Raw genomic sequence first — 24,588 nt, forward strand, 5'->3', positions numbered from 1 at the left:
GCAATCCTCAAGCTTGGCAACGCCTTTTTCGCCCTCAACACATCGGAGAATTCATATGCCAGCAACGTCCAATCCGGCAGCGCGATTTCTGTTCGATCCGCGCTTCGTGTTGCTCGCCGGATCGCTGATTGCGCTCGTGGCTCTTGGCATGCGGCATTCCTTCGGCCTGTTCCTTGATCCTATTGCCGGCAGTCTTCCGGATGTGGACCGGGAAGCCTTCGGGTTCGCGATCGCGCTGCAGAACCTCATGTGGGGTGTGGCGCAACCCTTTGCCGGCATGATTGCCGACCGGTTCGGCAGCGCCAGGGTGATTTTTGTCGGCGGCATGCTTTACGCTGGCGGACTTGTCTGCGCGTCAGCCGCATCGACATCTCTCGGTCTGGTGCTCGGCTTCGGTGTGCTCGTCGGCGTCGGCTTGAGTGCCACAAGTTACGCGGTTGTTCTGGGCGCGGTAGGACGACGGTTTCCACCCGAGCGCCGCACGTCAGCCCTTGGTATTGCCTCGCTTGGAGGATCTTTGGGCATCTTCCTGTCGGTTCCGGTCACCTTGAGCCTGATTGATTCACTGAGCTGGCCCACGGCACTCGTTAGCCTGGCGCTTGTCGCGGCAGTCATCTGTGTTCTGGCGCCGGCCCTGAGTGGACGATCTGTAGAACCCAATGCCGATCAAACGCTGAAATCCGCACTTGGAGAAGCCCTGTCACATCGTGGATTTGTGCTGCTTGTTCTCGGCTTTTTCGTCTGCGGGTTCCAACTCGCATTCATCGGCACTCATTTGCCTGCCTACCTGCTGGACAGGCATCTTGCGCCCTGGCTTGGTGGCGCCGCACTCGCCACGATCGGCGCAACGAATATCGCCGGGACATTCGTCTGCGGTGTACTGGGTGACATTCTCAGCAAGAAGAAGATCCTGGTTGCCCTCTACCTGGCGAGATCTGGTGCCGTGGCAGTGTTCGTTTTATTGGTGCCGTCCGATGTTTCCACACTGCTGTTTGCAGCAGTGATGGGCTTTACCTGGCTCGGAACGGTTCCGCTTACCACTGGAATCGTCGCTCAGATCTTCGGCGCCCGGTATCTGGCAACGCTTGTCGGCATTGTATTTCTCATGCACCAGATCGGGAGCTTTCTGGGCGCCTGGCTTGGCGGGCTCGTGTTCGAACACACCGGCAATTACGACATCATGTGGTGGAGCGTTGTGGCATCCGGCGTCCTCGCCGCGGTGATTCATCTTCCGATCAACGAACGCTCACTGGCAGATGAGGGAGCCGTTCCCGGGAGAGTCTTGCGCAATGCCTGACCGGTCCTGGGTCGTATGGGCCATTTTGAGTTCGATGGTTCTGACGGCCATCTACTGCCTCTGGACCCTGACAGCCGATGCCAACCAGAGGCTGTTCCTGGACCTGGCGGTCACTCGCTTCATTTGTCTTGCGGACCTTCCGCAAGTCTTGGCGTTTCTTTGAACTCGCTGAAACGCCTGAACAAGGAGAAATTCATGGATGCAACTCAGCCTGACGAGGGTCCGGTCCTGCGACTGTTTCAAGTCAAGATCAAGGAGGGTCACGCGGAAACCCTCATGAAGAAATTTGCGACAACGTCCGCAGGCGTCGTTCGGCACGAACCCGGCAATTCAGGATATTTCTTTGGCCGGGGCTTTGCGCCGGATGAGGGTTATCTCGTTTTTGCGTCCCTCTCGGACACTATTGAAGCCGTGAAACAGCGGTTCGGCGACACCTGGCAGCAGTCATTCCTGCCCGAAGGCTACGACGACCTGATCGAGGAACATTCGATACGCCATATTGATTTGAGTTCCGGTTGGTTTGTTCCAGCACGGGAACCGGAGTGAAATTCGGTTTTCGCCAAAAGTTTCCCCGGCAAAAAAAACTCCTTTAAGGTCGTTACAGATCGCATCTGAAGCGGATGCGAAGGGAAGCGTTTGCAAGGGGGCTGCGACGTGATCGAAAACTATTTTGAAAAAGGATTCACCTACAACTGGAATCCGCCGGACAAGATCACGACCGATCCCATGGACGGTGCCATTGTCCGTTCAGGCAGCAGCCATCCGCCGCCACTCACGTATACTGGGCTTCATGCGGGAATTTTTGATGGAGCGGCGCTACCCTCAACTTTGGGCGTTACGATAGGCGCTGTAATACGTCATCGTTGGCTCAACTACGTGCATGGGAGAACGGCCTATGTGCGCTCTACCAATACTGACGTACTGACCGGCTTCATGAGCGGCTGCTGGATATGCTCCTGGAAAGGAAAAAGTGGGAACAGGCGCGTCGGCCACATTGGTACGATTTCGGCGGCAGCAAAGAACAAGCCACCAAATTCTACGGTGAAACAGGCCTTTACCAGCAGCGACGCCATGCGCGTCGGCTCCCACATTCGCGGATACAATCCTGCGGACGCCTGGAATGCAAATGAAGTTTTGCAGGTTACCAACCAGACAAAAATCGTGACCTGGGCTCACATCATGAGCCTTGTAACCACCCGTAACGAATTTTATTCCATCATTATGATGGAGACGAAAACACCTGGAAAGTGGATTTGCGGTGGCAAAAAGAGGGTGCACGGCAAGGACAGGGGAAGAATCCAAACCGCACTGGCCTAAGCCGGGACCGTGCCGCAGGACGCTGGCAAGCCTGCTGACGAGAAGACCTGATGCTGGCAAACATGCTCGAATTACCGGATTACCAAGCTCATGTCATGCCAACGTGTAGCGTCGGTCCCGTTCAAAAAATCGAAATGACGACGTGGATGCGACCGCCGAGCGACCTCCCGCCGCATCACTAGAAATGCAACTCTTCTGCGCGGCCCTTCTTTCACGCGGGCCTTGCTGTCCCACCTGTGTTTTGCCTGCGGATGGACAAGCTTGACTTGTGAAGGATGCTATCTGCAAATCGGGTTTGTGGCGGCGTGCGGCGAATGCACTTCGCTGTTGGAATTGCGTGAAAAGGATAGCGGCGTTGAAATCCCTGCTTGTCAAGAATGCCCGGATTATCGATGGAACGATGGATACTCCATCCGATCCGACGGACATAGCTATCGAAAACGGCCGATTTGCCGACGTTGGCCGTGATCTGACATTCAATGCAGAAGAAGTTGTCGACCTGGCGTCGAGCTATGTACTTCCGGGCCTGATCGACTGCCATGTGCATGTCGTGGCAACCACTGCAAATCTCGGTCGGAATGCCGAACTTCCCAACTCCTGGGTTGCCCTTCAGTCTGCGCGCATCATGAAATCCATGCTCATGCGGGGCTTCACAACCGTGCGCGACCTTGGAGGAGCGGATATCGGGCTGAAACAGGCCGCCGACGAGAACCTGATTGATGCACCAAGGCTCGTTATCTGCGGCAAGGCCCTCTCCCAGTCAGGCGGTCATACAGACTACCGTGGCCCAAATCACTGTCGCGATGTCAGCTACTATGCCGAGCGGCTCGGTTCCCCCGGACGCATTTGCGACGGAGTGCCGGAAGTGCAACGGGCGGCCCGGGAGGAAATCAAGAACGGCGCCCAGTTCATCAAGATCATGGCGGATGGCGGCGTCTCCTCACCGTCCGATCCCATCGGTTACCTCACGTTCTCTGTCGACGAACTAAAGGCAATCGTTGAGGTCGCCAGCAACTTCGGAACCTATGTGGCAGCCCACCTTTATGACGATCATGCGATCCGCCGGGCTCTCGACTGCGGCGTGACCTGTATCGAACACGGTAACCTGATGAGTGATGAAACCATCAACCGCATCGGTCAGGAAGGTCAGTTTGTCGTTCCCACGAACGTGACCTACGATTATCTGGCCAAGGAAGGACAAACGTTCGGCTTGCCGCCAGAGTCGGTTGCCAAAATCGAGGACGTGCGGACACAGGGCCTGGAACGCCTTGCGAAAATGAAAAGGATGGGCGTGGTGATGGGCTACGGATCGGATCTTCTGGGAGGTATGCACGTGCATCAGTCCGACGAGTTCATTCTGCGCGCCCGCCATCTACCCACGGCCGACGTGATTAGATCGGCGACCCTGGATGCGGCCAGGGTCCTGCGCATGGAGGGCCAGATCGGGTGCATAGCGCCCGGTGCTTTTGCCGACCTTGTTGCGGTGGATGGAAACCCGCTTGAGAACATTTCTCTGCTTTGCGATCAGGGTGCCCACATGCCGCTCATCCTGAAGGAAGGGCGCGCGGTCAAGACATCGGGCGCGCTCTGACCTGCTGACCGGGTTCCAACTGTTCAAGGCGCTGGTGCGCAATCCTGTACCGGCGCTTCAGATGAGGCACCTTGGCATCAGATTGAGGGCACTGCCGGAAACCGGCTGCACCAAGCCATGTCGATGTCCTGTCCCTCAGAATTTCCATTTGAAGAAATGATCAACTCGAGTTGATCGCCAAAGGATCGACGAAGTTTTCCCGACACCGAAGTCCGTTCAGCACGCCGGTACCCGGAGCGTCATCCTGGTATCGGGCAAAAGCAAGCCGCATCCCATGTTCAATGGAGCGGTGCTAAATCCCGAAACCATTTGTCAGGAAAACTCGGGAATCTTCGTGGAAAAACAGCCACTTCCTCAATTCCGGAGAGTTTTGCGGAGTGCCTTACCCAATTGGGTAATGTTGGGCAACATGCGAGCAGATATCATCGTTTCTGTTTCAAGAAATTGGTGTTTTAGGCATACTGCAGACAGTGTATTTTCGACGAACTTTACCGCACTGGACAACACTCCGTCTGTTACGGAGTGTTGTCTGGCTCGCCAAAACCGGGAATACTCAGTATAAATACCATTTGAAACGCAACGTAATATTGTCATTGGTTATTTGCTATTCTTGTGTGTCAGATCATGGGAGAATGAAATGAAATTTCGGTCCTTGTTTTTAGCTGGTCTGTTCACGTTGTCCGGTGGCACGGCCTTCGCAGCGTGTGAGTACAACGGGACTTATTATTCAGCCGGATCGCAATTGTGTTTCGACGGCTGGTTACAGGAGTGCACGGTCGCCGACTATTGGAAGGCCGTCGGCATGTGTCACCACCAGCCAGATCAAATGGACCCCCTGGCACATCAAATGGGTTTCAGCACTGTCCTCATCACGCAGAGCCTGAAAGAAAACCAGCCAAAGAATGTAACGCCGATAAAGGCATTCGCACATTTTCACAAAGGCTTGGATGCGGCTTCTTTCGAACATCTCGAGATCAGGCCGCACTGAAGCCCAACGGCATGAACTCGCCGCCTTTTTCAGGGGAAATTCAATGCTGAAACGGGCTGCGAGGCTGCAGGTTTGCTCAACACCGGATGTTTTTGGCGCAGCGGGCAGATTCCCTCAATTCGCGACTTTGCAAAATCACTGATTTTTCCGATGATCGGATTTTTCATTGGTACAAGACCGTTCCTATTCGAATATCGATGAAATATCCGGCATCGCGAACACGTACTGAACAACAAATCATCTCTCCAATTCTACACATCGTCGAAATTTGATACTCTGGGCCATGATTTATTGCTTTGGTGATTTTGAGCTCGACACAACGCGCCAGGAGCTTCGGTGCGGTCATGAGCCTGTCAGTATTGAGCCGCTCGCCCTCGGACTGTTGCAACTGCTTCTGGAAAATCACGACAGGCTGGTCACCAAACAGGAAATCAACTCTGTCTTGTGGGACGACCGGGCGGTCTCCGACGCCGCGTTGACCACCTGCGTGAGATCGGCGCGATCTGCTGTCGGCGACTCGGGGGCGGGCCAGAAGATGATAAAGACCATACACGGACGCGGTCTTCGATGGATCGCACCTTTTGATGTCCGATCGGAAGCAGCCTTCTCAGGTGATCCGGCGGCACCTGCTCAGGACATGCGGGTCCCGCCCTGGCAAAAAGCATCGCCGCGGCCGTCGATTGCAGTTCTGAAGTTTGGTGCAATGGGCGGCGAACCGATTGCCCAGACGCTCGGAGAAGCCATTCCACACGAACTGATTGCCGCAATCGCTCGACTGAGATGGATCTCGGTGATCGCGCGCGGGTCCTCCTTCAGATTCGGATCGGATGACCTCAACCCGGAGGATATTCGCGCGCGTCTCGGCATTCGCTACGTCTTGTCCGGAAGCGTTGAAGTGCTGGGCAGGCATCTGATGGTCAATGTGGTCCTGACGGACACGATCGATGGCCAGGTCATCTGGGCGGATCGAATGAATGCCGCGCTCGACGCGGTTCATGAAATCCGTGAAAAAATCATTGCAGAAGTCATCTTCGCCATCGAGGTCCAGATCCCGTTAAGCGAGGCATCCAAGGCGCGGCTCCGCTCTCCCGACAGCATCGACGCCTGGACGACCTACCACCTCGGACTTCAGTCGCTTTACCGCTTTGACGAGGCCGCAAACGAAGTGGCTGTTTCCATGTTCAAAAAAGCGGTGGCCATGGAACCGGGATTTGCGCGTGCCCACGCCGCGCTGTCCTTTGCGCATTTCAAGACGGCATTCATGCATTATTCAACGAACCGCGGATTTGCCGTCGACGCTGCACGAAGGGCCGCTGAGCGTGCGATCGAGATCGATCCCATGGATCCGTTCGCAAATTTCAGCATGGGCCGGTCTCTCTGGCTGATTGGTGATCTCGACGGCGCAAAGGGTTGGCTTTCCCGGTCAACTTCCCTCAGCCCGAATTTTGCGCAAGGTCTTTATGCAAGGGCATGGACGGAAACCATCTCGGGGTCCAGTACCGATGGCCTGCGCCTCTCGGACGAGGCACGCACGCTTAGCCCGCTTGACCCTCTTCTCTATGCGATGCTCGGAACCCGGGCCCTCAGTCTGTCTGTTGACGGTCATGATCAGGAAGCTGCTGAATGGGGTGAACGGGCAGCCCGGGCACCGGGCGCCCACGACCTTATCCGCGTGATTGCGCTTTTTCTCAACGAACTTGCTGGAAACCATACTCAAGCCTCCGATTGGGCCAGCATGGTACGCGCGGACCGGGAAAGCATGACGCAGGACCTCTTTTTCAGATCGTTTCCGTTTTCGAGTTCAGATGTACGAAAGCGGATTTCCGGAGCATTGAAGACGCACGGCATTCCTTGAATTCCGCGGTTACTCAGCATTTTGTTCGATATCTTCAGGAAATCCTCAGGGCCTGCTCAGGACCCCCGACACAAATCATGCAATCTTCCTCTGCGTAAGGCTGTTACCCGGCGGACATTTGTCCTCACGGGCGTCTCCACAGCAACATATGCGACCAAGAGGAACAAACATGACCGGCAAGACACTCAGGACGACCCAGGGCGTTGGACACACCTATGACAGCATCCTCGATACGATCGGAAACACACCATCGGTTCGGATAAACAACCTGGCGCCAAAGGGCATCGACATGTTCGTCAAGTTCGAGGCGGCAAATCCCGGCGGTTCGGTGAAAGACCGCCTCGCTGTTAACATCATTGAAGCTGCCGAACGCAGTGGAATGTTGAAACCTGGACAGACAGTGGTGGAAGCCACGAGCGGAAACACAGGAATTGGACTGGCCGTTGTCTGTGCGCAAAAGGGGTATCCGCTGGTCGTGACAATGGCGGACAGTTTTTCCATCGAGCGCCGCCGCCTTATGCGCATCCTGGGTGCCAGGGTCGTGCTGACACCGCGCGCGGAAAAAGGCTTCGGCATGTACCGCAAAGCGGTGGAACTGGCCGAAGAACATGGATGGCTGCTGGCCCGCCAGTTTGAAACCGAAGCAAATGCAGAAATACATGCATCGACCACCGCCCGGGAAATCATGGCGGATTTCGAAGGGCAACGGCTGGACTATTTCGTAACCGGATACGGGACCGGCGGAACAGTGACAGGTGTCGGCCGCGTGTTACGCGTCGAGCGTCCCGGGACGAAGATCATCTTGTCCGAACCTGCAAATGCGCAACTTCTCGGCAGTGGTCAGGTTCAAAGCCGGTCTGAAGACGGATCACCGACAGCAAGCCATCCAGCCTTTGAACCCCATCCCATCCAGGGCTGGACCCCGGATTTCATACCCGCCGTGCTTCAAGAGGCTGTCGACAATCACTACTACGATGATTTGCGCCCGGTTCCGGGGATGGCTGGTGTCCAATGGGCGAAAAAACTTGCCAGCCAGGAGGGAATTCTGACCGGGATTTCCGGCGGCGCGTCTTTCGCCGTTGCAATGGAAATTGCACAGAAGTGCGAACCGGGGTCAACAGTTCTCTGCATGCTGCCGGACACGGGCGAACGCTACCTTTCAACGCCACTGTTTGAAGATATTCCCGAGGACATGACCGATGAAGAAGTTGCGATCTCCATGTCGACACCCGGATATCACCTTGCCTGACATGTCCGTTGAATTCTCGGTCCTGCACGCAGCGCTCGACCGCGCGGTCTCGTACCGTGGTCGCGTCACGGACACGCCTTGCGGTCCGGTGCGAAACTACCGGGAAATGCTTGAGGTGTTCTCAGAACCCCTCCCCGAAGCCGGCTCCGAAGACGTCGACGTTTTGAACGACCTGGCAGATCGCGGCGAACAGGGTCTCAATCCGATGACACATCCCATGTTCTTCGGGTGGGTGCTGGGAGGATCGGCACCAGCCGGTGTAGCGGCCGACTGGCTATGCAGTGCATGGGGGCAGAATGCTGCCTTTCATGCCTCATCACCCACATCAGCCGCGATTGAGAGCGTTGCCTCGACCTGGTTGCTGGACCTCCTGGGACTCCCGGCCGATGCCGCCGTCGGTTTTGTCACCGGCGCGACAGTCGGAAATTTTACCGCACTCGCGGCAGCGCGCGGCGCTGTTCTGAGACAAATCGGCTGGGACCCGGACAATGACGGCCTCTTCGGCGCTCCGCCGATAACGGTATTTGTCGGTGACGACGCGCACACTTCCGTGTTTTCGGCCCTCGGTTACCTGGGCCTCGGGCGCCGGCGGGTCAAGCGCGTTGAAACCGATGGCCAGGGCCGTATGGACGCGGTCGGGCTGGCTCGTCAGATCCGCAATCATCGGGGCGCTGCGATCGTTGTCGCCCAGGCTGGCCAGATCAATACCGGAGCATTCGATCCGTTCTCCGAGCTTCAGGAAATTGCCGGAGAAAAAAACGCCTGGCTGCATGTCGATGGTGCGTTCGGGTTATGGGCACGTGCACATCCGCACTACAGGCACCTCACCAAGGGTGTGGAATGTGCGGATTCCTGGGCGGTCGACGGGCACAAATGGCTGCAAACGCCATTTGACTGCGGTTACGCGATTGTCCGTGACAAGAACAGCCTTGAACGGGCCATGTCCGTCGATGCGAGTTATCTGCCATCCGGCGATAACAATGACCGGATCCCGTGTTTTCTCGTGCCGGAGCTTTCTCGTCGTGCGCGAGGACTGCCAACCTGGGCAATGCTGAAGACACTCGGCAAACGGGGTGTTGAGGAGATCATCGCCCGTCATTGCGGAATTGCCCGGCAGATTGCGGATCGTCTGCAACAGGCGACCGGCGTACGGATCGTGAACGACGTCGTGTTGAACCAGGTCATCGTGAGTTTCGGAGAGCCGGGACTGGACTTGCCCGAGAGGAACAGATTGACGGAAGCGGTGATCGAAACGCTTCGTTCGGAAGGTTCGATATTTGTCGGAGGGGCTCGCTGGCGTGAAGAATGGGTCATGCGTATCTCCGTCATCTGCAATGCCACAATGCCTGCCGACGCCGATCTTGTGGCCGACGTCATCCTGGACGCGTGGAAGGCGGTTTCCGGTTCGCAAGAGTAAATGGAAGGCGATAAGGCCAAGCCCTGGCGTCAGGCGCCGTCACGCATTGCATCCCGGATGACGAAATTGTCCAGCAAACCTCGAAAGGCCTGGTTCCGGCGGTACCAGGTGCCGATCTTGACCCGGTCCATGCCATGGCTGACGACCGCCGGAACAATGCCGGTTTCCGTGACAAGGGCGCCGTCCAGATAGAGCTGTGTTTTTTCGCTGGTCCGGTCGATAACAAGCCTGACCTGATGCCAGTTCAAGGTCATTGCGCCGGGACCGGACGCCAGCCGCGCCTTTGAACCGGTCACGTCCTCCATCGCGACACTCAGGACAGGTTCCTCGCCGTTGGAAAGATTGAAGATGACATGGCGGATGCGATCTCCGCTTTTGCCACTGACCACAGCGACGGTTTTGACCGGGGCGCTTTTTTCATAGGGATTGGTCCAGTCCTCCGCCTTGATGTCGAATGATATGTCGACACGCTCGGAAAGACTGATCATGTCCGGCGTCTTGATTTCCACGTATCGGCCATCGCCCTGGGCAAAATAAGCCTGACCCGTCTTCCCGGCAGAAAAGACGGCTTTGCCGTCAACCGACTGAGGGTGAAGATCGATTTCGCCGATCGTGTCGACAGTGCCTTCAAATCCCAGTTGTACATAGGCGCCTTCGATCGGTGCCGTTACGTGAGCACTTTTCTGCCCGGGGATCAGCCACACGGCAATCAGAACAGCACAACAGGCTGTGGCGACGACCGCTACAAGTGCTGTTCTACTCATTTTCTGCTCCCGGGTGGTCAGGTCTGCATCGGCAATCGGTCTTTGAACTAAGGGTAAGCCTAGTATGAAATTCTTAAGCGCCCGTGATCCCGGCCGGAACACCATTCAAAACACGTCTTGCCGCATGGTGTCTGCCAGACCGGGACACCGCTTGAAATGCATCTGCACATGAAGATACCGTTTTCAACGAAACAGCGTATGTATCTGCCAGCGTCAGGGTCCGGTCCAAAGCAATGAAGATATCACCTGAACTTCGCGACACATTCCGATGCATCGGCAAGGTCCGGAACCTCGCGAAGAAAGAGTGCGTATTGGAACAGGGGGACGTCAGCCGCCACGCATACTTCGTCGAGTCGGGATGTCTGCGTCTTTGGCACAATGACGAAGGCAAGGATGTGTCGCTGAAGTTCTTCCTGCAGGAGGAACTCTGCGCATCCCTGCAGAGTTTTCATCAGGAACTGCCGAGCAAATACGGCCTTGAAACGATTGCCCCATCTGTCGTGCGGGTGTGCACAAAGCAGGATCTCCGGAATTTCATGGAGCAGTCACCGGCTTTCAGAGAGTACGTCGATTCTGTCATGGTTCACTGCATGGCGAATTATCAGGACCTCTTTGCGGACCGAATTTCCAATTCTCCCGAAGATCGGTATCAGGTCCTGATCGAACGGGAACCGGAAGTCCTGAACACGGTTCCGCTCCACTACATCGCATCGTATCTCGGAATTACACCAGTCTCGCTGAGCAGAATTCGCCGGAAAATGGAAAAGTCTTAACAATCGTTAAGGCAAAAAAACACGTTATTTCCTAGTCCTGTTCTCAGGAGCGGACGTTCGTTTGATGACGACGGCCGAGCGTTTGGTCACCTCCGGAATTTGATGAAAACCGCATTCCATCAACACCAAACGGCAAGTAACGGAAGTTCAGTCATTTGCGATCTTTCGACACAGAAGAATTGTGAAGAGACGAGTGAAACGAGATGACGCGTTCCAGAATTCCGACAGGCCGGGCCCTGTTGCTCTTTGCCGTTCTGGCTGGCTTCACAAGCTTCTGGTTCACATTGCAATTCACCTGGACACCTGAATTTCAGGCGACTGCCCTGCCTGACGGCCCCACCCACTCCAACTACCATGCGTTCCGGGGCGCAATGCTGGCGTTGGGGGTCAACCTGCTCTTGGCATGGGTTGGCATAAGGGCCAACGCCATCAGGCTTGAAAGTTGGGCGATTGTTGTCTTCATGGCGGTCTTTTACTACGCAGGCTGGTGGCTTGCCTGGCCAATCTGGGGACTGCATGCGCCATATTTCTCGGCAGAGGTAGTCCACGCTGTTGGTACCGTTTGCAGCCTTGCAGGTCTGGCAACTCTCAAACCTGATCTGAAGGCGCTGTAAATCCATGGCAACGATGCAGGCATGGGTCGCACGCGACTATGGGCCGCCCGAAAAGGTTCTTCGGCTTGATAAACTGCCGATACCCGAGCCGCAGGGTCGGCAGGTTCTTGTACGCATTCTTGCGTCATCGCTGAACCCGATTGATCTTCGAATGGTTCAGGGATACGGCGCTCGGCTTCGACGCCTGGTCGCACGAGAGGAGTTTCCGTTCATCCCGGGACGAGATGTCGTTGGAGAGGTGGTTGAATCCGGTTCTGAAGTCACGAAATTCGAAACCGGCGACCTCGTCGTTGGAATTACCGACCTCAGGGAAATTGGCGCGCACGCACAGTTCTCGGCCATAAGCGAAACCAACTTGACGCATGCACCGCCCGGTATCCCGCCAGGAAAACTGGCTGCCATTCCCTATGTCGCCATGACCACCTGGAGCGCACTTGTCGGCCGTCTGGATCTCGATCCGAGTTCGGCTGCCGGGAAGTCGCTGTTCGTGCACGCCGGATCAGGCGGCATTGGCAGTTTCACCATCCAGTGGGCCAAATCTCTGGACATGAAGGTTTCAACCACATGCGGTCCGTCAAACGTCGAGTGGGTCAAGGAGCTTGGCGCAGATGTCGTGATGAACTACAGGGATCAAGACTATCGAGAGATCGTTCAAGATGTCGATTTTGCCTACGACACTCTGGGTGGAAAATACGAGAAAGGAACGGTGGCGCTTGTGAAAAGCGGTGGTGGTTACGTTTCACTCATTCATCCGACCATGCGCTACACGGACAGGTTTGGGCTATTTGGCGGTGGGCTGGCTGCAATCGGTACCCTTGTGGGTCGAAAGATATTGCACGGCATGAAGGGGAGAAAATATGCCTGGGCGATCGCGCAGCCCAGCGAGGCAGGCATTACACATGTCATGGGAAAGGTGGGCAGCGGGAAGATCCGCGCGGTGATCGACCGCGAATTGCCGATGAAAGACATCATATCCGGGTTCGAACACCTTGCATCGGGCCGCGCAAAGGGGAAAGTCGTACTTCTCCGGGAAGATGTCTAACCAGGACAGGTCTCCTGGCCGGACACTGGAGTCGGCCCTGAAACCCGCGACGAACCTCGGCAGAAAGGCACGCCACACTGCGGCGAGCGTCCACTGCCCTTTCCAGTCTTCAGAGGTCAAATCTGTTCAGGGCATCAGTGCAGGTTCCTGTGCAAGCTGTTCCAGAAGACGGGCAACGGCCTCGGCGCCCGGATCATTGTGACCCGACAGATTGGCTTCAGAAACATAGCTCGCCCTGCCGGCACGCGCCCTGGTGATCCGAGACGTTGCATCCGCGCCTTGTCGAGCTTCCCTGGCTGCTGCCTCGATACCGTTTTCCAGTGCATTCAGCGCCGGCATCAGGGCATCGATCATGGTCCGGTCACCCGGCTTGGCACCACCGACCTGCATGATGCGGTCAAGGCCCGCTTTCAAGGCACCGATGGAGTTCCGCCCGCTTGAAGAGGCATCACCCGCTGCCGCGAAGAAAATCGCCAGAAGAACGCCGGAAGACCCGCCCATGGTCTGGCTCAGTTCCAGGCCGATCGCCCGGTAAAGCTGCGTCAGGTCGGCGAGCGGCATACGGTCGAGCGCGGTGATCAGTGCGCGCGATGCCGTCGCCAATGTGCTGCCCGTGTCACCGTCACCTGACTTTGCATCAAGCGCGTTGAGATCGGCTTCAGCCGCAATCAGGATATTGCAGCACTTTTCGATGAATTTCCGTGTCGCGTCGTTGTTGGACGGCAGCGGCTGGATCGGTGACAACCCGTCCGGCAGCGGCAGGATGGACACCGGTCCGAGCGCAAGACACCCCGGCCAGACCCAGGGCGCGACCGGTGCCTGCAACAAGGCCTCCTCGGTCTTGCTGACAGCAAGAAGGGACACTGAAAATCCATGCATGTCGAGCGAAGTCATCATGGATGCCGGGCCGACCAGCCAGCGGATCTGCCCGCCGATGCGCGAGTGCGTGAGTTCCTCGGCGAGTACCGACATTTCCAGCGGCGTCGTGCCACCGAGATTGTTCAGCAGTGCCACATGCGGTCCTGGTGTAAGCGTCGGCTCAAGCCGGTCGACAACCATGGCCATCGCCGTTTTTGCATTGGAAAAAGCGACCTGTTCGACACCGGCCTCGCCATGAATGCCAAGACCGAGTTCAGCCATGCCGGCCTTGATCCTGTCTTCCTTCGGCGATCCGGGGATCGTGCACGTATCAAGAGACATGCCGATCGAGACAGCGCCCGAGATCACCCGCCCCGCGGCCTCGGTAACGGTCTCAAGGTCGGCACCCTGATCTGCAAGCGCACCGGCAATCTTGTGGACGAACAGTGTGCCCGCCACGCCCCTGGCCTGAGGAAGGTCCGGCAGTGCGACATCGTCGTCAACGATCACCATGTTGACCTTGAGGCCGAAGGCCCGGGCCCTCTCGACCGCAAGGCCGAAATTCAGCCGGTCCCCGGTGTAGTTCTTGACGATGACCAGGCACCCGGCCTTTCCTGTCACGGCAAGAATGCCAGCAAGAACCGCATCGACCGAGGGTGAGGCGAAGACTTCCCCGCACACCGCGGCCGTCAGCATTCCCTGGCCGACAAACCCCGCGTGACTGGGCTCGTGACCGGAACCGCCACCGGACACCAGGGCCACTTTCGACTTGTCCCAGTCGGTCCGCACGACCACCTTGATGTGCGGGTATCCGTCAAGCCGGGCCAGCCGGCCGCCCGCTGTTCGCAAAGCACCGTCAATGGCTTCCGTGACGAGTGTTTCCTTTGAGTTGATGAACTGCTTCATGTTCCCTCTCCTCAGGTGATACGGACGCCGCTTGCATCAAAGAAAAGCGGATTACGAGGTTGAATGGCGACAGTGTCTCCGGGTTCCAGATCCGAATGCGGTTCGGAAAGCGTGACAACGTCATGGCCATCCAGCGTCAGGTGAAGGCGTATCTGGTCGCCCAGATGTTCGATACGCTTGACCATCGAACCCTTGCCCTCACCCTGCTGGATGTGTTCGGGCCGCAAGCCCATCTTGTCCGCGCCCGCCGGAGCCCCGGCGAACATGTCGGCCGGAAGCACGTTGATACGCGGTTGTCCGAGCCGCCCGGCGACATAGAGATTGACCGGATTCTCGTAGATTTCCCGGGGCGTCCCGAATTGCACCAGCCGACCATGGTCAAGCACTCCGACATGGGTCGACATGGTCATGGCCTCGATCTGGTCATGTGTCACGTAGAGAAGTGTGGCTCCGAGGCTTTCCTGAATCCGCTTCAATTCGATGCGAAGATCCGAGCGCAGCTTGGCGTCGAGTGAGCTGAGCGGTTCATCCATCAGGAAAATTGTCGGTTCCCGTACGAGGGCCCGGCCGATCGAAACCCGCTGCATTTCCCCGCCGGACAGCTCGGTTGCCTTGTTGTTCATCTTGTGTGAAATGCGAAGAACTTCGGCGATCTCTGAAACCTTGCGTTCGATCTCTTCAGCAGGTGTTTTCAGGAGCGGTGAGCGCAAGGGAAAGGCAAGGTTGTCCTGCACGCTCATATGCGGATAAAGCGAATATTGCTGGAACACCATCGCCACATTGCGCTGAGCCGGTGTGTCATCGACAACAGAGCGGCCACCGATGGAAACATCACCACTATCAGGCTGCTCCAATCCGGAAATCAGCCGCAGGATCGTGGTCTTTCCGGCACCGGTCGGCCCGAGCAGTGTAACAAGAGCCCCGTTGGGAATGGTCATGGTCACGTCGTCGACCGCGATCGTTTCGCCAAAGGCCTTGGAAAGATTGGACAAACGCACTTCAGACATGGGAGAGGATCCCCTCGTTGAGATCCGACCGCAAGGCGCGTCCCGATTGATTGTCGAACAGCGTCGCAGTGGTTCCGTTGAATTCGAGCGCGACGGTCTCGCCTGGCTTTGCCGGTTGATCCGACGCAATCCTGGCCTTGAGGTTTCCTCCGGATGTCTTCACGGTGACTATCTGGGTGGTTCCGAGATATTCGGCGGCAACGATTTCGCCGCGATTGTCGCCCTCGTCGCGAAGCGAGATGTGCTCCGGCCTGATGCCGTAGACCAGATCCCCCTGGAAGGGTTCACGAACGGTAGGCACGGCGAGGTCAACATGATGAAGCCGGACATTCGACGATCCTGCGTGCACTTCGCCATGGAACCTGAGGAAATTCATGGATGGTGAGCCGATGAAATCGGCGACAAACATTGTTGCCGGCTTGTCGTAGATGTCCTGCGGCGTGCCGAATTGTTCGATCACGCCATGGTTCATGACGACGATCTTGTCTCCCATCTGCATCGCCTCGAGCTGGTCGTGTGTGACATAAACCGTCGTTGCCCCCATGCGGTCGTGCAGCGCCCGCAACTCTTCGGCCATATGCTCGCGGAACTCCGCATCCAGGGCCCCCAGCGGTTCATCCATCATGAAGGCCTTCGGCTCGCGGACAATTGCCCGTCCAAGAGCGACCCGTTGCCTGTCACCGCCGGAAAGACCGCTTACAGGCCGGTCGAGGATGTCCTCGATTCCAAGAATCCGTGAGACTTCGGCGACCTTGTCCTTGACCTGACGTGTCGACATACCCTGACTGATCAGCGGATAAGAGATGTTGCGCCTTACATTCATGTGCGGATAAAGCGCAAACATCTGGAACACGAAGGCGATATCCCGCTGTCTTGCCGGTTTCTGTCCAACTTCTTCCTTGTCGATATAGATTTCGCCTGATGTTGGAAGTTCCAGGCCCGCGATCATGCGCAACGTGGTTGTCTTGCCGCATCCCGACGGTCCAAGCAGCATGAAGAATTCGCCGTCCTCGATTTTGAAAGAGGAGGACTGCACGGCGGTGAAATCACCGAATTCCTTCCTGAGATTTTTGATTACGATCTCGGCCATGACGCGTTGTGCTCTAATCTGGAAAGTGGCTGACGACGATGAACATCACCGTGCCAGTCAGCGTGACGATAAAGGAATAGGTGTAGGCCCACAGCACGACCGGCTGCATCAGCATGACGACACCGATTGCAATGAGAACCGAGGCGAGCATTTCCCAGGGGCCGCGCCGGAACCGCATCAATCCATGAACGAACTGGCTCATTTGCGCACCGCTCCGAAGGTAATGCCGCGCAGGAGATGCTTGCGAAGCAGGATTGTGAACACCATGACCGGCACCAGGAACAGCGTTGCTCCAGCCGCAACGGCAGGCCAGTCCTGCCCGCCGACACCGATGATCGTCGGAATGAATGGCGGTGCCGTTTGTGCCGTTCCCGAGGTCAGGAGCACAGCAAAGGCATATTCGTTCCAGGAGAAGATCAGGCAGAAGATCGCGGTCGACGCGATCCCGGTTGCTGCCTGTGGCAGCACCACCTTGTAGAAGGCCTGGAACCGCGTATAGCCATCGATCAGGGCCGCTTCCTCGTACTCGCGCGGTATTTCGTCCATGAATCCCTTGAGTAGCCAGACCGCGAGCGAAATGTTCACCGCGGTGTAGAGCAGGATCATGCCCAGATGCGTGTCGGATAACCCAAGTGTCCGGAACATCAGGAAGATCGGGATTGCCACGGCAATGGGCGGCATCATCCTGGTGGAAAGGATAAAGAACAGGAGATCGTCCTTGAGCGGCACCTTGAACCTTGAAAAGGCATAAGCGGCCAGGGTTCCGAGGAAAACGGACAGGAAGGTCGATCCGAAACCGATTATGACCGAGTTAAGAAAGCGCTCGCCGTAACGCGAGGGCCCCGCAATCACCATGTCGCGATTGCGCACGACTTCCTCATACCATGTCACCGGCGGAGGCAGCGCCTCGAGTGTTTCTGGGGAGACACGCGTGCGCGTGGTGAAGAGATTGACGTAACCCTCAAGCGACGGTTCGAACAGGATCTTTGGCGGATACGCAATGGCATCGACCGGCGACTTGAACCCCGTTGTCAGGATCCACACGAGCGGGAGCAGGGTAATGACGGCGTAGGCCACGACCAGGGTGCCTGCCAGCCATTTTTGTAGCGACGAGGGTTCGGTAATGGAATAGCTGCTCATCTTTCCTTCACCTTGTTCAGCGCCTTGACATAGATGGACGCCAATCCGAACACCGTCACGAACAATATGATCGCGTAAGCGGATGCATAGCCCGTGCGCCACTTTTCGAAGGCTTCGCGTTTCAGATTGATGGATGTCAGCTCGGTGATCGATCCCGGACCACCGCCTGTCAATTGAACAACCAGATCGAACATCTTGAAGTTTTCAATCCCCCGGAACAGGACGGCCAGCATCAGGAAGGGCAGCACCATCGGTATGGTGATCGTCCAGAACTGCCGCCACTGGCTGGCCCGGTCTATCTCGGCGGCCTCATAGATGTAGTCGGGAATGGATCGGAGACCGGCAAGGCATATCAGCATGACGAAGGGTGTCCACATCCAGGTATCGACGATCACGATGGACCAGGGCGCGAGCGTGACATCGCCGATCATCTGGAACGACGACGGATCGATACCGGTCAGGAAGGAAATGCCATAGTTGAACAAGCCGATCTGCGGCTGATAGAGGAACGTCCAGAAGTTTCCGACGACCGCCGGAGACAGCATCATCGGCAGAACGATGAGGGTTGTCCAAAGGTCGTTGCCCTTGAATTTGCGGTTGATCAGCCATGCGAGCGTGAACCCGATCAGGACCTGAAAGAATATGGTCCAGAACAGGAAATGCGCCGTTGCCTGCATTGTCAGCCAGATATCCTCGTCGGTCAGGATGCGCTCATAGTTGCGCAGGCCGATGTAATCGACCTCCCGGTTCGGCCGGTTGGCGCGGAAATTCGTGAAACTAAGGTTGATGGTCCAGATGAGCGGGAAGATGTTCACCGCCAGCAGCAGAAAGATCGTCGGCAACACGAACAGCCAGGCGATGGCCCGATCGCTTAGGCCGCGAATTTTGGACGCGACAGAGGGCGGCGTCGCTTTCGCCACGCGGTCGATAGGGGTGTCTGACATCTTTTGCCCGTTCGAAGAAAATTTCCGGAAAGCCCGGCCGGCTCTCATATGGCGACGTGCGCCACGCATTGCCCGCCGGAGTTTCGGCTGCAGGCGACCGACCGGCTGCCGGCCGGTCGTCTGCGCGCCCCAGTCCTAGAGCTTGCCTTCGTCTTCGAAGACCTCGGTCCAGTCTTCGATGAGCTTGTCCAGGGCTTCCTGCGCCGTTCCCTTGTCGGCCACGACATAGTCATGCAGGCGCTTTTGCATCGCCAGCAGAAGTTCCGCATAGGCCGGCTCCTGCCAGAAATCCATGACGCCGTCCATGGCGAGCAGGAAGTCGGCTGCAAACGGTGCGCTGTCGGCAAAGTTTGGATCGTTCAAAACGCTGACATGACAGGAATACCCACCGAGGCTCCACCATTTTTTCTGAACGGAGGGTTGCGCGAACCACTTGATGTATTCAAGCGCAGCGTCCTGCTTGTCGGAATAGGCAACAACCGAAATGCCTTGCCCGCCGAGTGTCGATGCTTCCTTGAGCTGACCCGGATTGACGAAGAAGCCGATCTTGTCGCCTCCCGTGTCCGGATCCGCGTAGAGGCCCGGGAAGAAGGCAAACCAGTTCATGGCCATGGCCACCTGGCCCGACTTGAACGCATCAAGTGACTGTTCCATGTAGCTGTCGGTGTAGCCCGGCGGTGTCGAGGTCTTGTAGAGTTCCTTGTAGAACTCCAGACCGGCGACGGCATCCGCCGAATTCACGGCACCTTCCATGTCATATTTGCCCGGCGTGTTTTCGTATTTGAAGCCGAACGGATACATCGCGCTGGTGGCACCCATGGTGATGCCTTCCGAACCGCGTTCGGTGAAGATTGCAGCCCCATAGCGCTTCTGGCCGTCAATTTCACGACCCTGGAAGAACTTGGCAACCTGCAGGAGTTCCATCTGGGTCTTTGGCGGCGCCAGGTCACGCCCGTGCTCTGCCTTGAATGCTTCCTGAATTTCGGGCTTGGCGAACCAGTCCTTGCGATAGAACCAGCCGTTTGCGTCCCCCATCGCCGGCAGCGCATAGTAATTCGGCGTTCCCTTCGGCCAGGTCGAGTAGGCATAGACGGTCGCCGGAGCGAAGTCGTCCATGCTGATGCCTTCCTTGTCGAAGAACTCGTTCAGCTTGACGTAGTGGCCGTTTTCCGCACCACCGCCGATCCACTGGCTGTCGCCGATCAGGAGATCGCAGAGCTTGCCGCCCGAATTCAGCTCGTTGAGCATGCGGTCGGCAAAATTCGGCCAGGGCACGAATTCGAATTTCATGGTGTGACCGGACTGGGTCTCGAATTCCTTGGACAATTCCACAAGGGCATTGGCCGGATCCCATGCAGCCCAGCACAACGTCAGTTCGTCGGCGGACGCGAGAGAGACGTTAAGCCCGCTCGCCGCCACAAATGCGGTCGCCGCGAGAAGTTTCGCAGATTTCATTGCTGATTTCCTCCCGTTTGGTCGCGCTCCGGCGCAGGCCGGGCGGCAGCACTCCTCCAAGTGCGCGCCAACCCTATTTGACATACGTATGTCAAGTCAACAAATAAACTGACATACGTCTTTCTTTTTGAACGAAACCGACAGATGAATCCATCGAGCTCTTCGGTCAAGTGGTTCATTTTATTCGATTAATAAGTGAAAATGCGTCGGATATCGTCGCGATGCAGGTTAGTAGAGATTTTCCCGCATGACGATTTCGATGCGAATTTGCTCCTGCGCTTCGTAGATTTCGATGTCATCGCATTTCGCCCGAAGCACGCGCAGGGCACTCCTGGCGAGATGTCCGACATTCTGCACGATGATCGCATCCACGCCCCCGTCGACCAATGCCTGACGGGTTACGGAGGTCAGGTCGTGCGCAACCACAACCAGGTTCTTGTCGCCCGCGTGATCACGCAAAGCGTCCAGCATCGCTGTGTTTCCCGATCCCATGGAATAGATGGCCCTGAGTTCGGGATGCTCTGAAATGGCTCGCTCTAGAGTTTCGTGAATTCTCTTGGCGTCATCGTGAAACTCGATGGTGGGCAGCGCCGTAAGACCGGGATAATCGCGCGAGAGAATCTCGTCGAGACCATAACGGCGCTCGATGCTGTCGCGCGCCACCATCGAATTGGTTGTCACCAGAATGCTGCCGGTTTCATTCCTCAGAAACTTGCCGAGCAACGCGCCCGCTGTTTGGCCTGCCGAAAAATTGTCTATGCCGATGAAATGATCACACCTGGAATTCGGCAGATCGGAGACCAACGAGACGACATAGGCACCCGCGCTTTTTATATGCGCGACAGCGTCCCTGACCTGAGGCGTTTCGGGCACCATGATGGCAACACCGTCGAGCTGACCCAGATCAAGTGATTTCAGACATTTGACGATTGCGTGCGGGTCGGCCGCATTGACATAGCGAACTTCGACATCAGCCCGGTCCGTTACTTGCGCATCCGCCGCCTCGCGAACCGCCGCCGCGACCGTATCGACAAAACTGCTGGGCCCCTCCGGCAGCACAAATACGAAATTGTAGCGCCGCTTCTTTGCAAGATTGGCGGCATTCGTATCCCGGACATAGCCGAGCTTCCTCACCGCCGCCTTGACGCGCTCCGCATTCTTGGGCCTCACGTCTGCCCGGCCGTTCAGTACCCGGTCAACGGTCGAGAGACTGACGCCCGCCTCGCGCGCAATATCATGAACCGTCGGCTTCACATTTCTTCTCCCAGTGACACCCAATCTGTCGTGCCAAACTGACATACGTCAATCAAAATGTTGTTCGTTTGGAATGTTGTCCATGATTTCCGTTCTAGTTCAGCCGGTTACGGTAGTGTCTTGCAAAGCTTGAGTAAATTTTATGCCAGCAGAGTACGGATCTTGTCGCCGTTGACGGATACGGACGTATTACCGGATTTTGAACTGAATTCCGGCTCGTCGGGTGTTTTGATTGTCCTTCGGATTTGGGATGAACATCGAGAGCAACAGGTTGGGAATTTCGCTTCGGCCCCTATCGCTCATGGTGGGCGTGCGCCGCTCGCAGGCGTTACTCACGATGGAGCCAGCGTCTCGGTGTGGCCGTCTATGGCCAGTATCTGGCCGGAGATCTTTCTTCCGGCATCTGACGCAAGAAACAATATCGAGTTGGCGACATCGTCGGCATTGACCCATGTCTTCATTGAGACACCGGTGACATAAAGTGCCCGCACTTCGTCCTCACTCATGTCACGCGCCACCGCTTCCTTGGCAACAACCCTGTCCATGCGAGGTCCCTCGACGGCGCCCGGACAAATTGCGTTCACGCGAATACCGAAGGGCCCAAGCTCCATAGCAAGGGTTTTCGTCAATCCGACGATTGCCCACTTGGCCGCGGCATAGGGCGACCGCATCGGATACCCCATGAGACCTGCCGTGGATGACGTCAGCGTTATCAGGCCGGAACGTTGTGCCTTCATGACGCGCGCAGCCCAGCGGCAGGTGAGAAATGCACCGTGCACGTTAGCCGCGATGCAGTTCTGCCAGTCTTCGTAGTCAAGAGTTTCGATCGCACCGGCAGGGCCGCCCGTTCCGGCATTCGCGCACACGACATCGACACCACCCCATTGGGTTTCCAGAGCATCCAGGAAGCCGGCCATTTCGTTTTCCGCGGTGACATCGGCGACCGCGGAAACCGCTTGCGGGTAGTCCGCCTGGAAATTTGCGACCGCCGCCGGGTCTGCGTCGCAAATGGCGACCTGCGCCCCTTCACTCAGGAATCGCTCGGCAATAACGCGGCCAATCCCCGCAGCACCTGCCGATACAAAAACGCGCCTGCTCATGCGATTGCACCTTTCCAAAAAGATTGCCGACCAAATCAAGTCGGCTGGAGTAAGCGTCAATCGACGCCCGGAAGTCACGCGGATACACGGCCGCGTCGCCCTTGCGATACCCTGTGACGCATTCGACAGATTCAATGCGACATTAGTTCGCACAATCAATGGACGCTGACCCGGTTTCTGTGCAACGCTGCAGGATGGGCGGACGTAAATGATGGAGGGGATATGTCAGACTCGTCTGAATCAAAGAAGATGCTGGACCCGGATCCCCGGGTCTGGGACTTCGAGACGGAATACGAACTTGGACAGGACAATATCCGGCCTTTCGGTCTGGATCTGCACAATCCTGTCTTCCTGATCTCCAGTATCCTGATTGCCGCATTCGTTTTGATCGCGCTTGCGAACCAGGAAGCCACCGCATCTTTCTTCGGATGGTTGCGACCGTGGCTGACCAGCACATTCGACTGGTTCCTTGTGCTGTCGGTAAACGCAATTACTCTCTTTTGCCTCGCATTGATCGTTCTGCCTGTCGGCTCGGTCCGTATTGGTGGCAAGGACGCAAAACCCGATTATTCCTACGCCGGCTGGATCGCGATGATGTTTGCGGCTGGCATCGGCATCGGACTGCTGTTCTTTGGCGTTCTTGAACCGGTCTACTACAACTTCGCCGAAAGTGGCGGTGCAAGTCCGCTCGGGATAGATATCAGCGAACCGGGGAACGAGTATGCCGGCGTCGTCGGCACGATCCACCACTGGGGCCTGGAAGGCTGGGCGATTTATGCTGCTGTCGGGTTGTCGCTGGCGATCTTCTGCTACAATCTCGGGCTGCCGCTGACCCTGCGTTCGGCGTTCTATCCCTTGCTGGGCGAACGTGTCTGGGGCTGGTGGGGCCATATGATCGATACGCTTGCGGTCTTCGCAACACTGTTCGGCCTGACCACATCGCTGGGTCTTGGCGCGCAACAGGTCGCCGCGGGTCTTTACGAAGTTTTCGGTATCGAACCGACCCCGACGGTGACAGTGCTGCTTATCATCTTCATTACTGCGATCGCTTTGGGTTCGGTTTTGCTCGGCATGGACGCCGGCGTGAAGAGACTGTCTGAAATCAACATGATCATGGCCGTCGGTCTGTTCATCTTTGTAATTCTCGTGACCGGAGTAGGTGTCGCAATCTCGCGCTACTTCTCTGTCATGACCGACTACATTTTGATGCTACCGGCGCTATCGAACCCGTTCGGGCGAGAGGATACGAGCTTCTTCCACGGATGGACCACGTTCTACTGGGCGTGGTGGATTGCATGGTCACCGTTCGTAGGCATGTTCATCGCCCGGATTTCAAGGGGCCGGACAGTGCGTGAATTTGTGCTGTGCGCTTTGATCGCGCCGACGGCAGTGTGCGCTCTTTGGATGTCAACCTTCGGCGGCGCGGCTATCGATATGCTGAACGCAGGCGGCGCAGAAGGTGTCCGCGCAACGGTGATCGAGGCGTACAAGCCGGAAGGGGCCCTCTTCGGCTTCCTGAAGGAACTGCCATTCTACCAGATCGTTGCACCGATCTCGTTGCTGCTGATCATCATCTTCTTCGTGACATCGTCGGACTCCGGTTCGCTCGTGATCGACACCATCACGGCTGGCGGAAAAATGGATGCGCCTGTTATTCAGCGCATTTTCTGGTGCACGCTGGAAGGTTTGGTCGCCATCGCGCTGCTGCTCGGTGGCGGGCTGTCTGCACTCCAGGGAGCAGCGGTCTCGACCGGCATTCCGTTCACGGTCGTTGTTCTGATCATGTGCTATTGCCTGTGGCTGGCCCTGAGAGCCGAGCGGGCGAAAATGTAGAATGCTGACGAAGGCGGCGGGCACTTGCCTGTCCGCCGCCTTCTGATCTTCCGTCAAGCGGAACAGTCTTCCGGCTCCGGTTCCGGCGACGCAC

24 protein-coding genes are annotated in these 24,588 nt (G+C 57.0%); 13 read left to right on the forward strand and 11 right to left on the reverse strand.

What is annotated here, in order from left to right:
* The first annotated feature begins 55 nt into the window (after positions 1-55).
* The 6 genes from LA5095_RS11080 to LA5095_RS11100 all read left to right on the forward strand — a co-directional run bounded on the left by LA5095_RS11080 (position 56) and on the right by LA5095_RS11100 (position 5,193).
* Positions 56-1,297, forward strand: coding sequence for an MFS transporter (locus LA5095_RS11080; protein WP_055114871.1), 1,242 nt, complete (start codon positions 56-58; stop codon positions 1,295-1,297).
* Positions 1,290-1,460: a hypothetical protein gene (locus LA5095_RS32680; protein ID WP_158510366.1), complete on the forward strand. Its 171-nt coding sequence runs from the start codon at positions 1,290-1,292 to the stop codon at positions 1,458-1,460. Before LA5095_RS11080 ends, LA5095_RS32680 begins: the two co-directional genes overlap by 8 nt.
* A 32-nt stretch (positions 1,461-1,492) precedes the next feature.
* Positions 1,493-1,843 carry a hypothetical protein gene (locus LA5095_RS11085; RefSeq protein WP_144435952.1) on the forward strand — a complete coding sequence of 117 codons (351 nt, stop codon included), beginning with the start codon at positions 1,493-1,495 and terminating at the stop codon, positions 1,841-1,843.
* 108 nt (positions 1,844-1,951) lie between these two features.
* Positions 1,952-2,614, forward strand: coding sequence for a hypothetical protein (locus tag LA5095_RS11090; RefSeq protein ID WP_055114875.1), 663 nt, complete (start codon positions 1,952-1,954; stop codon positions 2,612-2,614).
* Positions 2,615-2,969: 355 nt separating this feature from the next.
* Positions 2,970-4,205 carry a metal-dependent hydrolase family protein gene (locus LA5095_RS11095; RefSeq protein WP_196900238.1) on the forward strand — a complete coding sequence of 412 codons (1,236 nt, stop codon included), beginning with the start codon at positions 2,970-2,972 and terminating at the stop codon, positions 4,203-4,205.
* A 637-nt stretch (positions 4,206-4,842) separates the two neighbouring features.
* Positions 4,843-5,193 carry a hypothetical protein gene (locus tag LA5095_RS11100; protein ID WP_055114877.1) on the forward strand — a complete coding sequence of 117 codons (351 nt, stop codon included), beginning with the start codon at positions 4,843-4,845 and terminating at the stop codon, positions 5,191-5,193.
* Positions 5,194-5,222: 29 nt separating this feature from the next.
* Here the strand turns inward: LA5095_RS11100 and LA5095_RS32685 are convergent, their stop codons facing one another.
* Positions 5,223-5,360 carry a hypothetical protein gene (locus tag LA5095_RS32685; protein ID WP_158510367.1) on the reverse strand — a complete coding sequence of 46 codons (138 nt, stop codon included), beginning with the start codon at positions 5,358-5,360 and terminating at the stop codon, positions 5,223-5,225.
* A gap of 116 nt (positions 5,361-5,476) precedes the next feature.
* Between LA5095_RS32685 and LA5095_RS11105 the strand changes: the two genes are divergently transcribed.
* The 3 genes from LA5095_RS11105 (at position 5,477) to LA5095_RS11115 (ending at position 9,714) form a co-directional block, all read left to right on the forward strand.
* Positions 5,477-7,048: a winged helix-turn-helix domain-containing tetratricopeptide repeat protein gene (locus tag LA5095_RS11105; protein ID WP_055114879.1), complete on the forward strand. Its 1,572-nt coding sequence runs from the start codon at positions 5,477-5,479 to the stop codon at positions 7,046-7,048.
* Positions 7,049-7,217: 169 nt separating this feature from the next.
* A complete protein-coding gene (locus tag LA5095_RS11110) occupies positions 7,218-8,297 on the forward strand; it encodes a PLP-dependent cysteine synthase family protein (RefSeq protein ID WP_055114881.1) in 1,080 nt (359 codons plus the stop codon).
* Between the two features lies 1 nt (position 8,298).
* Positions 8,299-9,714 carry a pyridoxal phosphate-dependent decarboxylase family protein gene (locus LA5095_RS11115; protein ID WP_055114883.1) on the forward strand — a complete coding sequence of 472 codons (1,416 nt, stop codon included), beginning with the start codon at positions 8,299-8,301 and terminating at the stop codon, positions 9,712-9,714.
* Positions 9,715-9,743: 29 nt separating this feature from the next.
* On the opposite strand, the gene LA5095_RS11120 is transcribed toward LA5095_RS11115, so the two are convergent.
* The gene (locus tag LA5095_RS11120; protein ID WP_055114884.1) at positions 9,744-10,478 is read right to left on the reverse strand and encodes a LamG-like jellyroll fold domain-containing protein; all 735 of its coding nucleotides are present in this window, start codon (positions 10,476-10,478) and stop codon (positions 9,744-9,746) included.
* 233 nt (positions 10,479-10,711) lie between these two features.
* Between LA5095_RS11120 and LA5095_RS11125 the strand changes: the two genes are divergently transcribed.
* The 3 genes from LA5095_RS11125 to LA5095_RS11135 all read left to right on the forward strand — a co-directional run bounded on the left by LA5095_RS11125 (position 10,712) and on the right by LA5095_RS11135 (position 12,907).
* Positions 10,712-11,251: a Crp/Fnr family transcriptional regulator gene (locus tag LA5095_RS11125; RefSeq protein ID WP_055114886.1), complete on the forward strand. Its 540-nt coding sequence runs from the start codon at positions 10,712-10,714 to the stop codon at positions 11,249-11,251.
* A gap of 203 nt (positions 11,252-11,454) precedes the next feature.
* Positions 11,455-11,865 carry a hypothetical protein gene (locus LA5095_RS11130; RefSeq protein ID WP_055114888.1) on the forward strand — a complete coding sequence of 137 codons (411 nt, stop codon included), beginning with the start codon at positions 11,455-11,457 and terminating at the stop codon, positions 11,863-11,865.
* Positions 11,866-11,869: 4 nt separating this feature from the next.
* Positions 11,870-12,907, forward strand: a complete 1,038-nt coding sequence (locus LA5095_RS11135; protein ID WP_055114890.1) for a zinc-binding dehydrogenase — start codon at positions 11,870-11,872, stop codon at positions 12,905-12,907.
* Positions 12,908-13,033: 126 nt separating this feature from the next.
* Here LA5095_RS11135 and LA5095_RS11140 read toward each other — a convergent pair whose 3' ends face one another.
* From LA5095_RS11140 to LA5095_RS11180, 9 genes are all read right to left on the reverse strand, one after another.
* Positions 13,034-14,671, reverse strand: coding sequence for a dihydroxyacetone kinase subunit DhaK (locus tag LA5095_RS11140; protein ID WP_055114892.1), 1,638 nt, complete (start codon positions 14,669-14,671; stop codon positions 13,034-13,036).
* Between the two features lie 11 nt (positions 14,672-14,682).
* Positions 14,683-15,678, reverse strand: coding sequence for an ABC transporter ATP-binding protein (locus LA5095_RS11145; RefSeq protein WP_055114893.1), 996 nt, complete (start codon positions 15,676-15,678; stop codon positions 14,683-14,685).
* Positions 15,671-16,768, reverse strand: coding sequence for an ABC transporter ATP-binding protein (locus tag LA5095_RS11150; RefSeq protein ID WP_055114895.1), 1,098 nt, complete (start codon positions 16,766-16,768; stop codon positions 15,671-15,673). Before LA5095_RS11150 ends, LA5095_RS11145 begins: the two co-directional genes overlap by 8 nt.
* A 13-nt stretch (positions 16,769-16,781) precedes the next feature.
* Positions 16,782-16,970 (reverse strand): hypothetical protein, encoded by a 189-nt coding sequence (locus LA5095_RS11155; protein ID WP_029062708.1) that lies wholly within the window; start codon positions 16,968-16,970, stop codon positions 16,782-16,784.
* A complete protein-coding gene (locus LA5095_RS11160; protein WP_055114896.1) occupies positions 16,967-17,908 on the reverse strand; it encodes a carbohydrate ABC transporter permease in 942 nt (313 codons plus the stop codon). Before LA5095_RS11160 ends, LA5095_RS11155 begins: the two co-directional genes overlap by 4 nt.
* On the reverse strand, positions 17,905-18,852 hold the full coding sequence (locus LA5095_RS11165) for a carbohydrate ABC transporter permease (protein ID WP_029062710.1): 948 nt from the start codon (positions 18,850-18,852) through the stop codon (positions 17,905-17,907). Before LA5095_RS11165 ends, LA5095_RS11160 begins: the two co-directional genes overlap by 4 nt.
* 135 nt (positions 18,853-18,987) lie before the next feature.
* On the reverse strand, positions 18,988-20,307 hold the full coding sequence (locus LA5095_RS11170; RefSeq protein ID WP_055114898.1) for an ABC transporter substrate-binding protein: 1,320 nt from the start codon (positions 20,305-20,307) through the stop codon (positions 18,988-18,990).
* A 228-nt stretch (positions 20,308-20,535) separates the two neighbouring features.
* The gene (locus tag LA5095_RS11175) at positions 20,536-21,561 is read right to left on the reverse strand and encodes a LacI family DNA-binding transcriptional regulator (protein ID WP_208992641.1); all 1,026 of its coding nucleotides are present in this window, start codon (positions 21,559-21,561) and stop codon (positions 20,536-20,538) included.
* Positions 21,562-21,893: 332 nt separating this feature from the next.
* Entirely contained in the window at positions 21,894-22,661 is a 768-nt protein-coding gene (locus tag LA5095_RS11180) for an SDR family oxidoreductase (protein ID WP_055114903.1), read from the reverse strand.
* 222 nt (positions 22,662-22,883) lie between these two features.
* On the opposite strand from LA5095_RS11180, the gene LA5095_RS11185 reads away from it, so the two are divergent.
* Entirely contained in the window at positions 22,884-24,494 is a 1,611-nt protein-coding gene (locus tag LA5095_RS11185) for a BCCT family transporter (protein ID WP_055114904.1), read from the forward strand.
* The last annotated feature ends 94 nt before the right edge of the window (positions 24,495-24,588 follow it).

The sequence above is a fragment of the Roseibium album genome (assembly GCF_001404515.1).
Taxonomy (GTDB): Bacteria; Pseudomonadota; Alphaproteobacteria; order Rhizobiales; family Stappiaceae; genus Roseibium; species Roseibium album.

Coding starts and splice junctions, on each gene's coding strand:
- LA5095_RS11080 (WP_055114871.1), top strand. CDS start 56: ATGCCAGCAACGTCCAATCCGGCAGCGCGATTTCTGTTCGATCCGCGC.
- LA5095_RS32680 (WP_158510366.1), top strand. CDS start 1,290: ATGCCTGACCGGTCCTGGGTCGTATGGGCCATTTTGAGTTCGATGGTT.
- LA5095_RS11085 (WP_144435952.1), top strand. CDS start 1,493: ATGGATGCAACTCAGCCTGACGAGGGTCCGGTCCTGCGACTGTTTCAA.
- LA5095_RS11100 (WP_055114877.1), top strand. CDS start 4,843: ATGAAATTTCGGTCCTTGTTTTTAGCTGGTCTGTTCACGTTGTCCGGT.
- LA5095_RS32685 (WP_158510367.1), bottom strand. CDS start 5,360: ATGAAAAATCCGATCATCGGAAAAATCAGTGATTTTGCAAAGTCGCGA.
- LA5095_RS11105 (WP_055114879.1), top strand. CDS start 5,477: ATGATTTATTGCTTTGGTGATTTTGAGCTCGACACAACGCGCCAGGAG.
- LA5095_RS11110 (WP_055114881.1), top strand. CDS start 7,218: ATGACCGGCAAGACACTCAGGACGACCCAGGGCGTTGGACACACCTAT.
- LA5095_RS11115 (WP_055114883.1), top strand. CDS start 8,299: ATGTCCGTTGAATTCTCGGTCCTGCACGCAGCGCTCGACCGCGCGGTC.
- LA5095_RS11120 (WP_055114884.1), bottom strand. CDS start 10,478: ATGAGTAGAACAGCACTTGTAGCGGTCGTCGCCACAGCCTGTTGTGCT.
- LA5095_RS11125 (WP_055114886.1), top strand. CDS start 10,712: ATGAAGATATCACCTGAACTTCGCGACACATTCCGATGCATCGGCAAG.
- LA5095_RS11130 (WP_055114888.1), top strand. CDS start 11,455: ATGACGCGTTCCAGAATTCCGACAGGCCGGGCCCTGTTGCTCTTTGCC.
- LA5095_RS11135 (WP_055114890.1), top strand. CDS start 11,870: ATGGCAACGATGCAGGCATGGGTCGCACGCGACTATGGGCCGCCCGAA.
- LA5095_RS11140 (WP_055114892.1), bottom strand. CDS start 14,671: ATGAAGCAGTTCATCAACTCAAAGGAAACACTCGTCACGGAAGCCATT.
- LA5095_RS11145 (WP_055114893.1), bottom strand. CDS start 15,678: ATGTCTGAAGTGCGTTTGTCCAATCTTTCCAAGGCCTTTGGCGAAACG.
- LA5095_RS11150 (WP_055114895.1), bottom strand. CDS start 16,768: ATGGCCGAGATCGTAATCAAAAATCTCAGGAAGGAATTCGGTGATTTC.
- LA5095_RS11155 (WP_029062708.1), bottom strand. CDS start 16,970: ATGAGCCAGTTCGTTCATGGATTGATGCGGTTCCGGCGCGGCCCCTGG.
- LA5095_RS11160 (WP_055114896.1), bottom strand. CDS start 17,908: ATGAGCAGCTATTCCATTACCGAACCCTCGTCGCTACAAAAATGGCTG.
- LA5095_RS11165 (WP_029062710.1), bottom strand. CDS start 18,852: ATGTCAGACACCCCTATCGACCGCGTGGCGAAAGCGACGCCGCCCTCT.
- LA5095_RS11170 (WP_055114898.1), bottom strand. CDS start 20,307: ATGAAATCTGCGAAACTTCTCGCGGCGACCGCATTTGTGGCGGCGAGC.
- LA5095_RS11180 (WP_055114903.1), bottom strand. CDS start 22,661: ATGAGCAGGCGCGTTTTTGTATCGGCAGGTGCTGCGGGGATTGGCCGC.
- LA5095_RS11185 (WP_055114904.1), top strand. CDS start 22,884: ATGTCAGACTCGTCTGAATCAAAGAAGATGCTGGACCCGGATCCCCGG.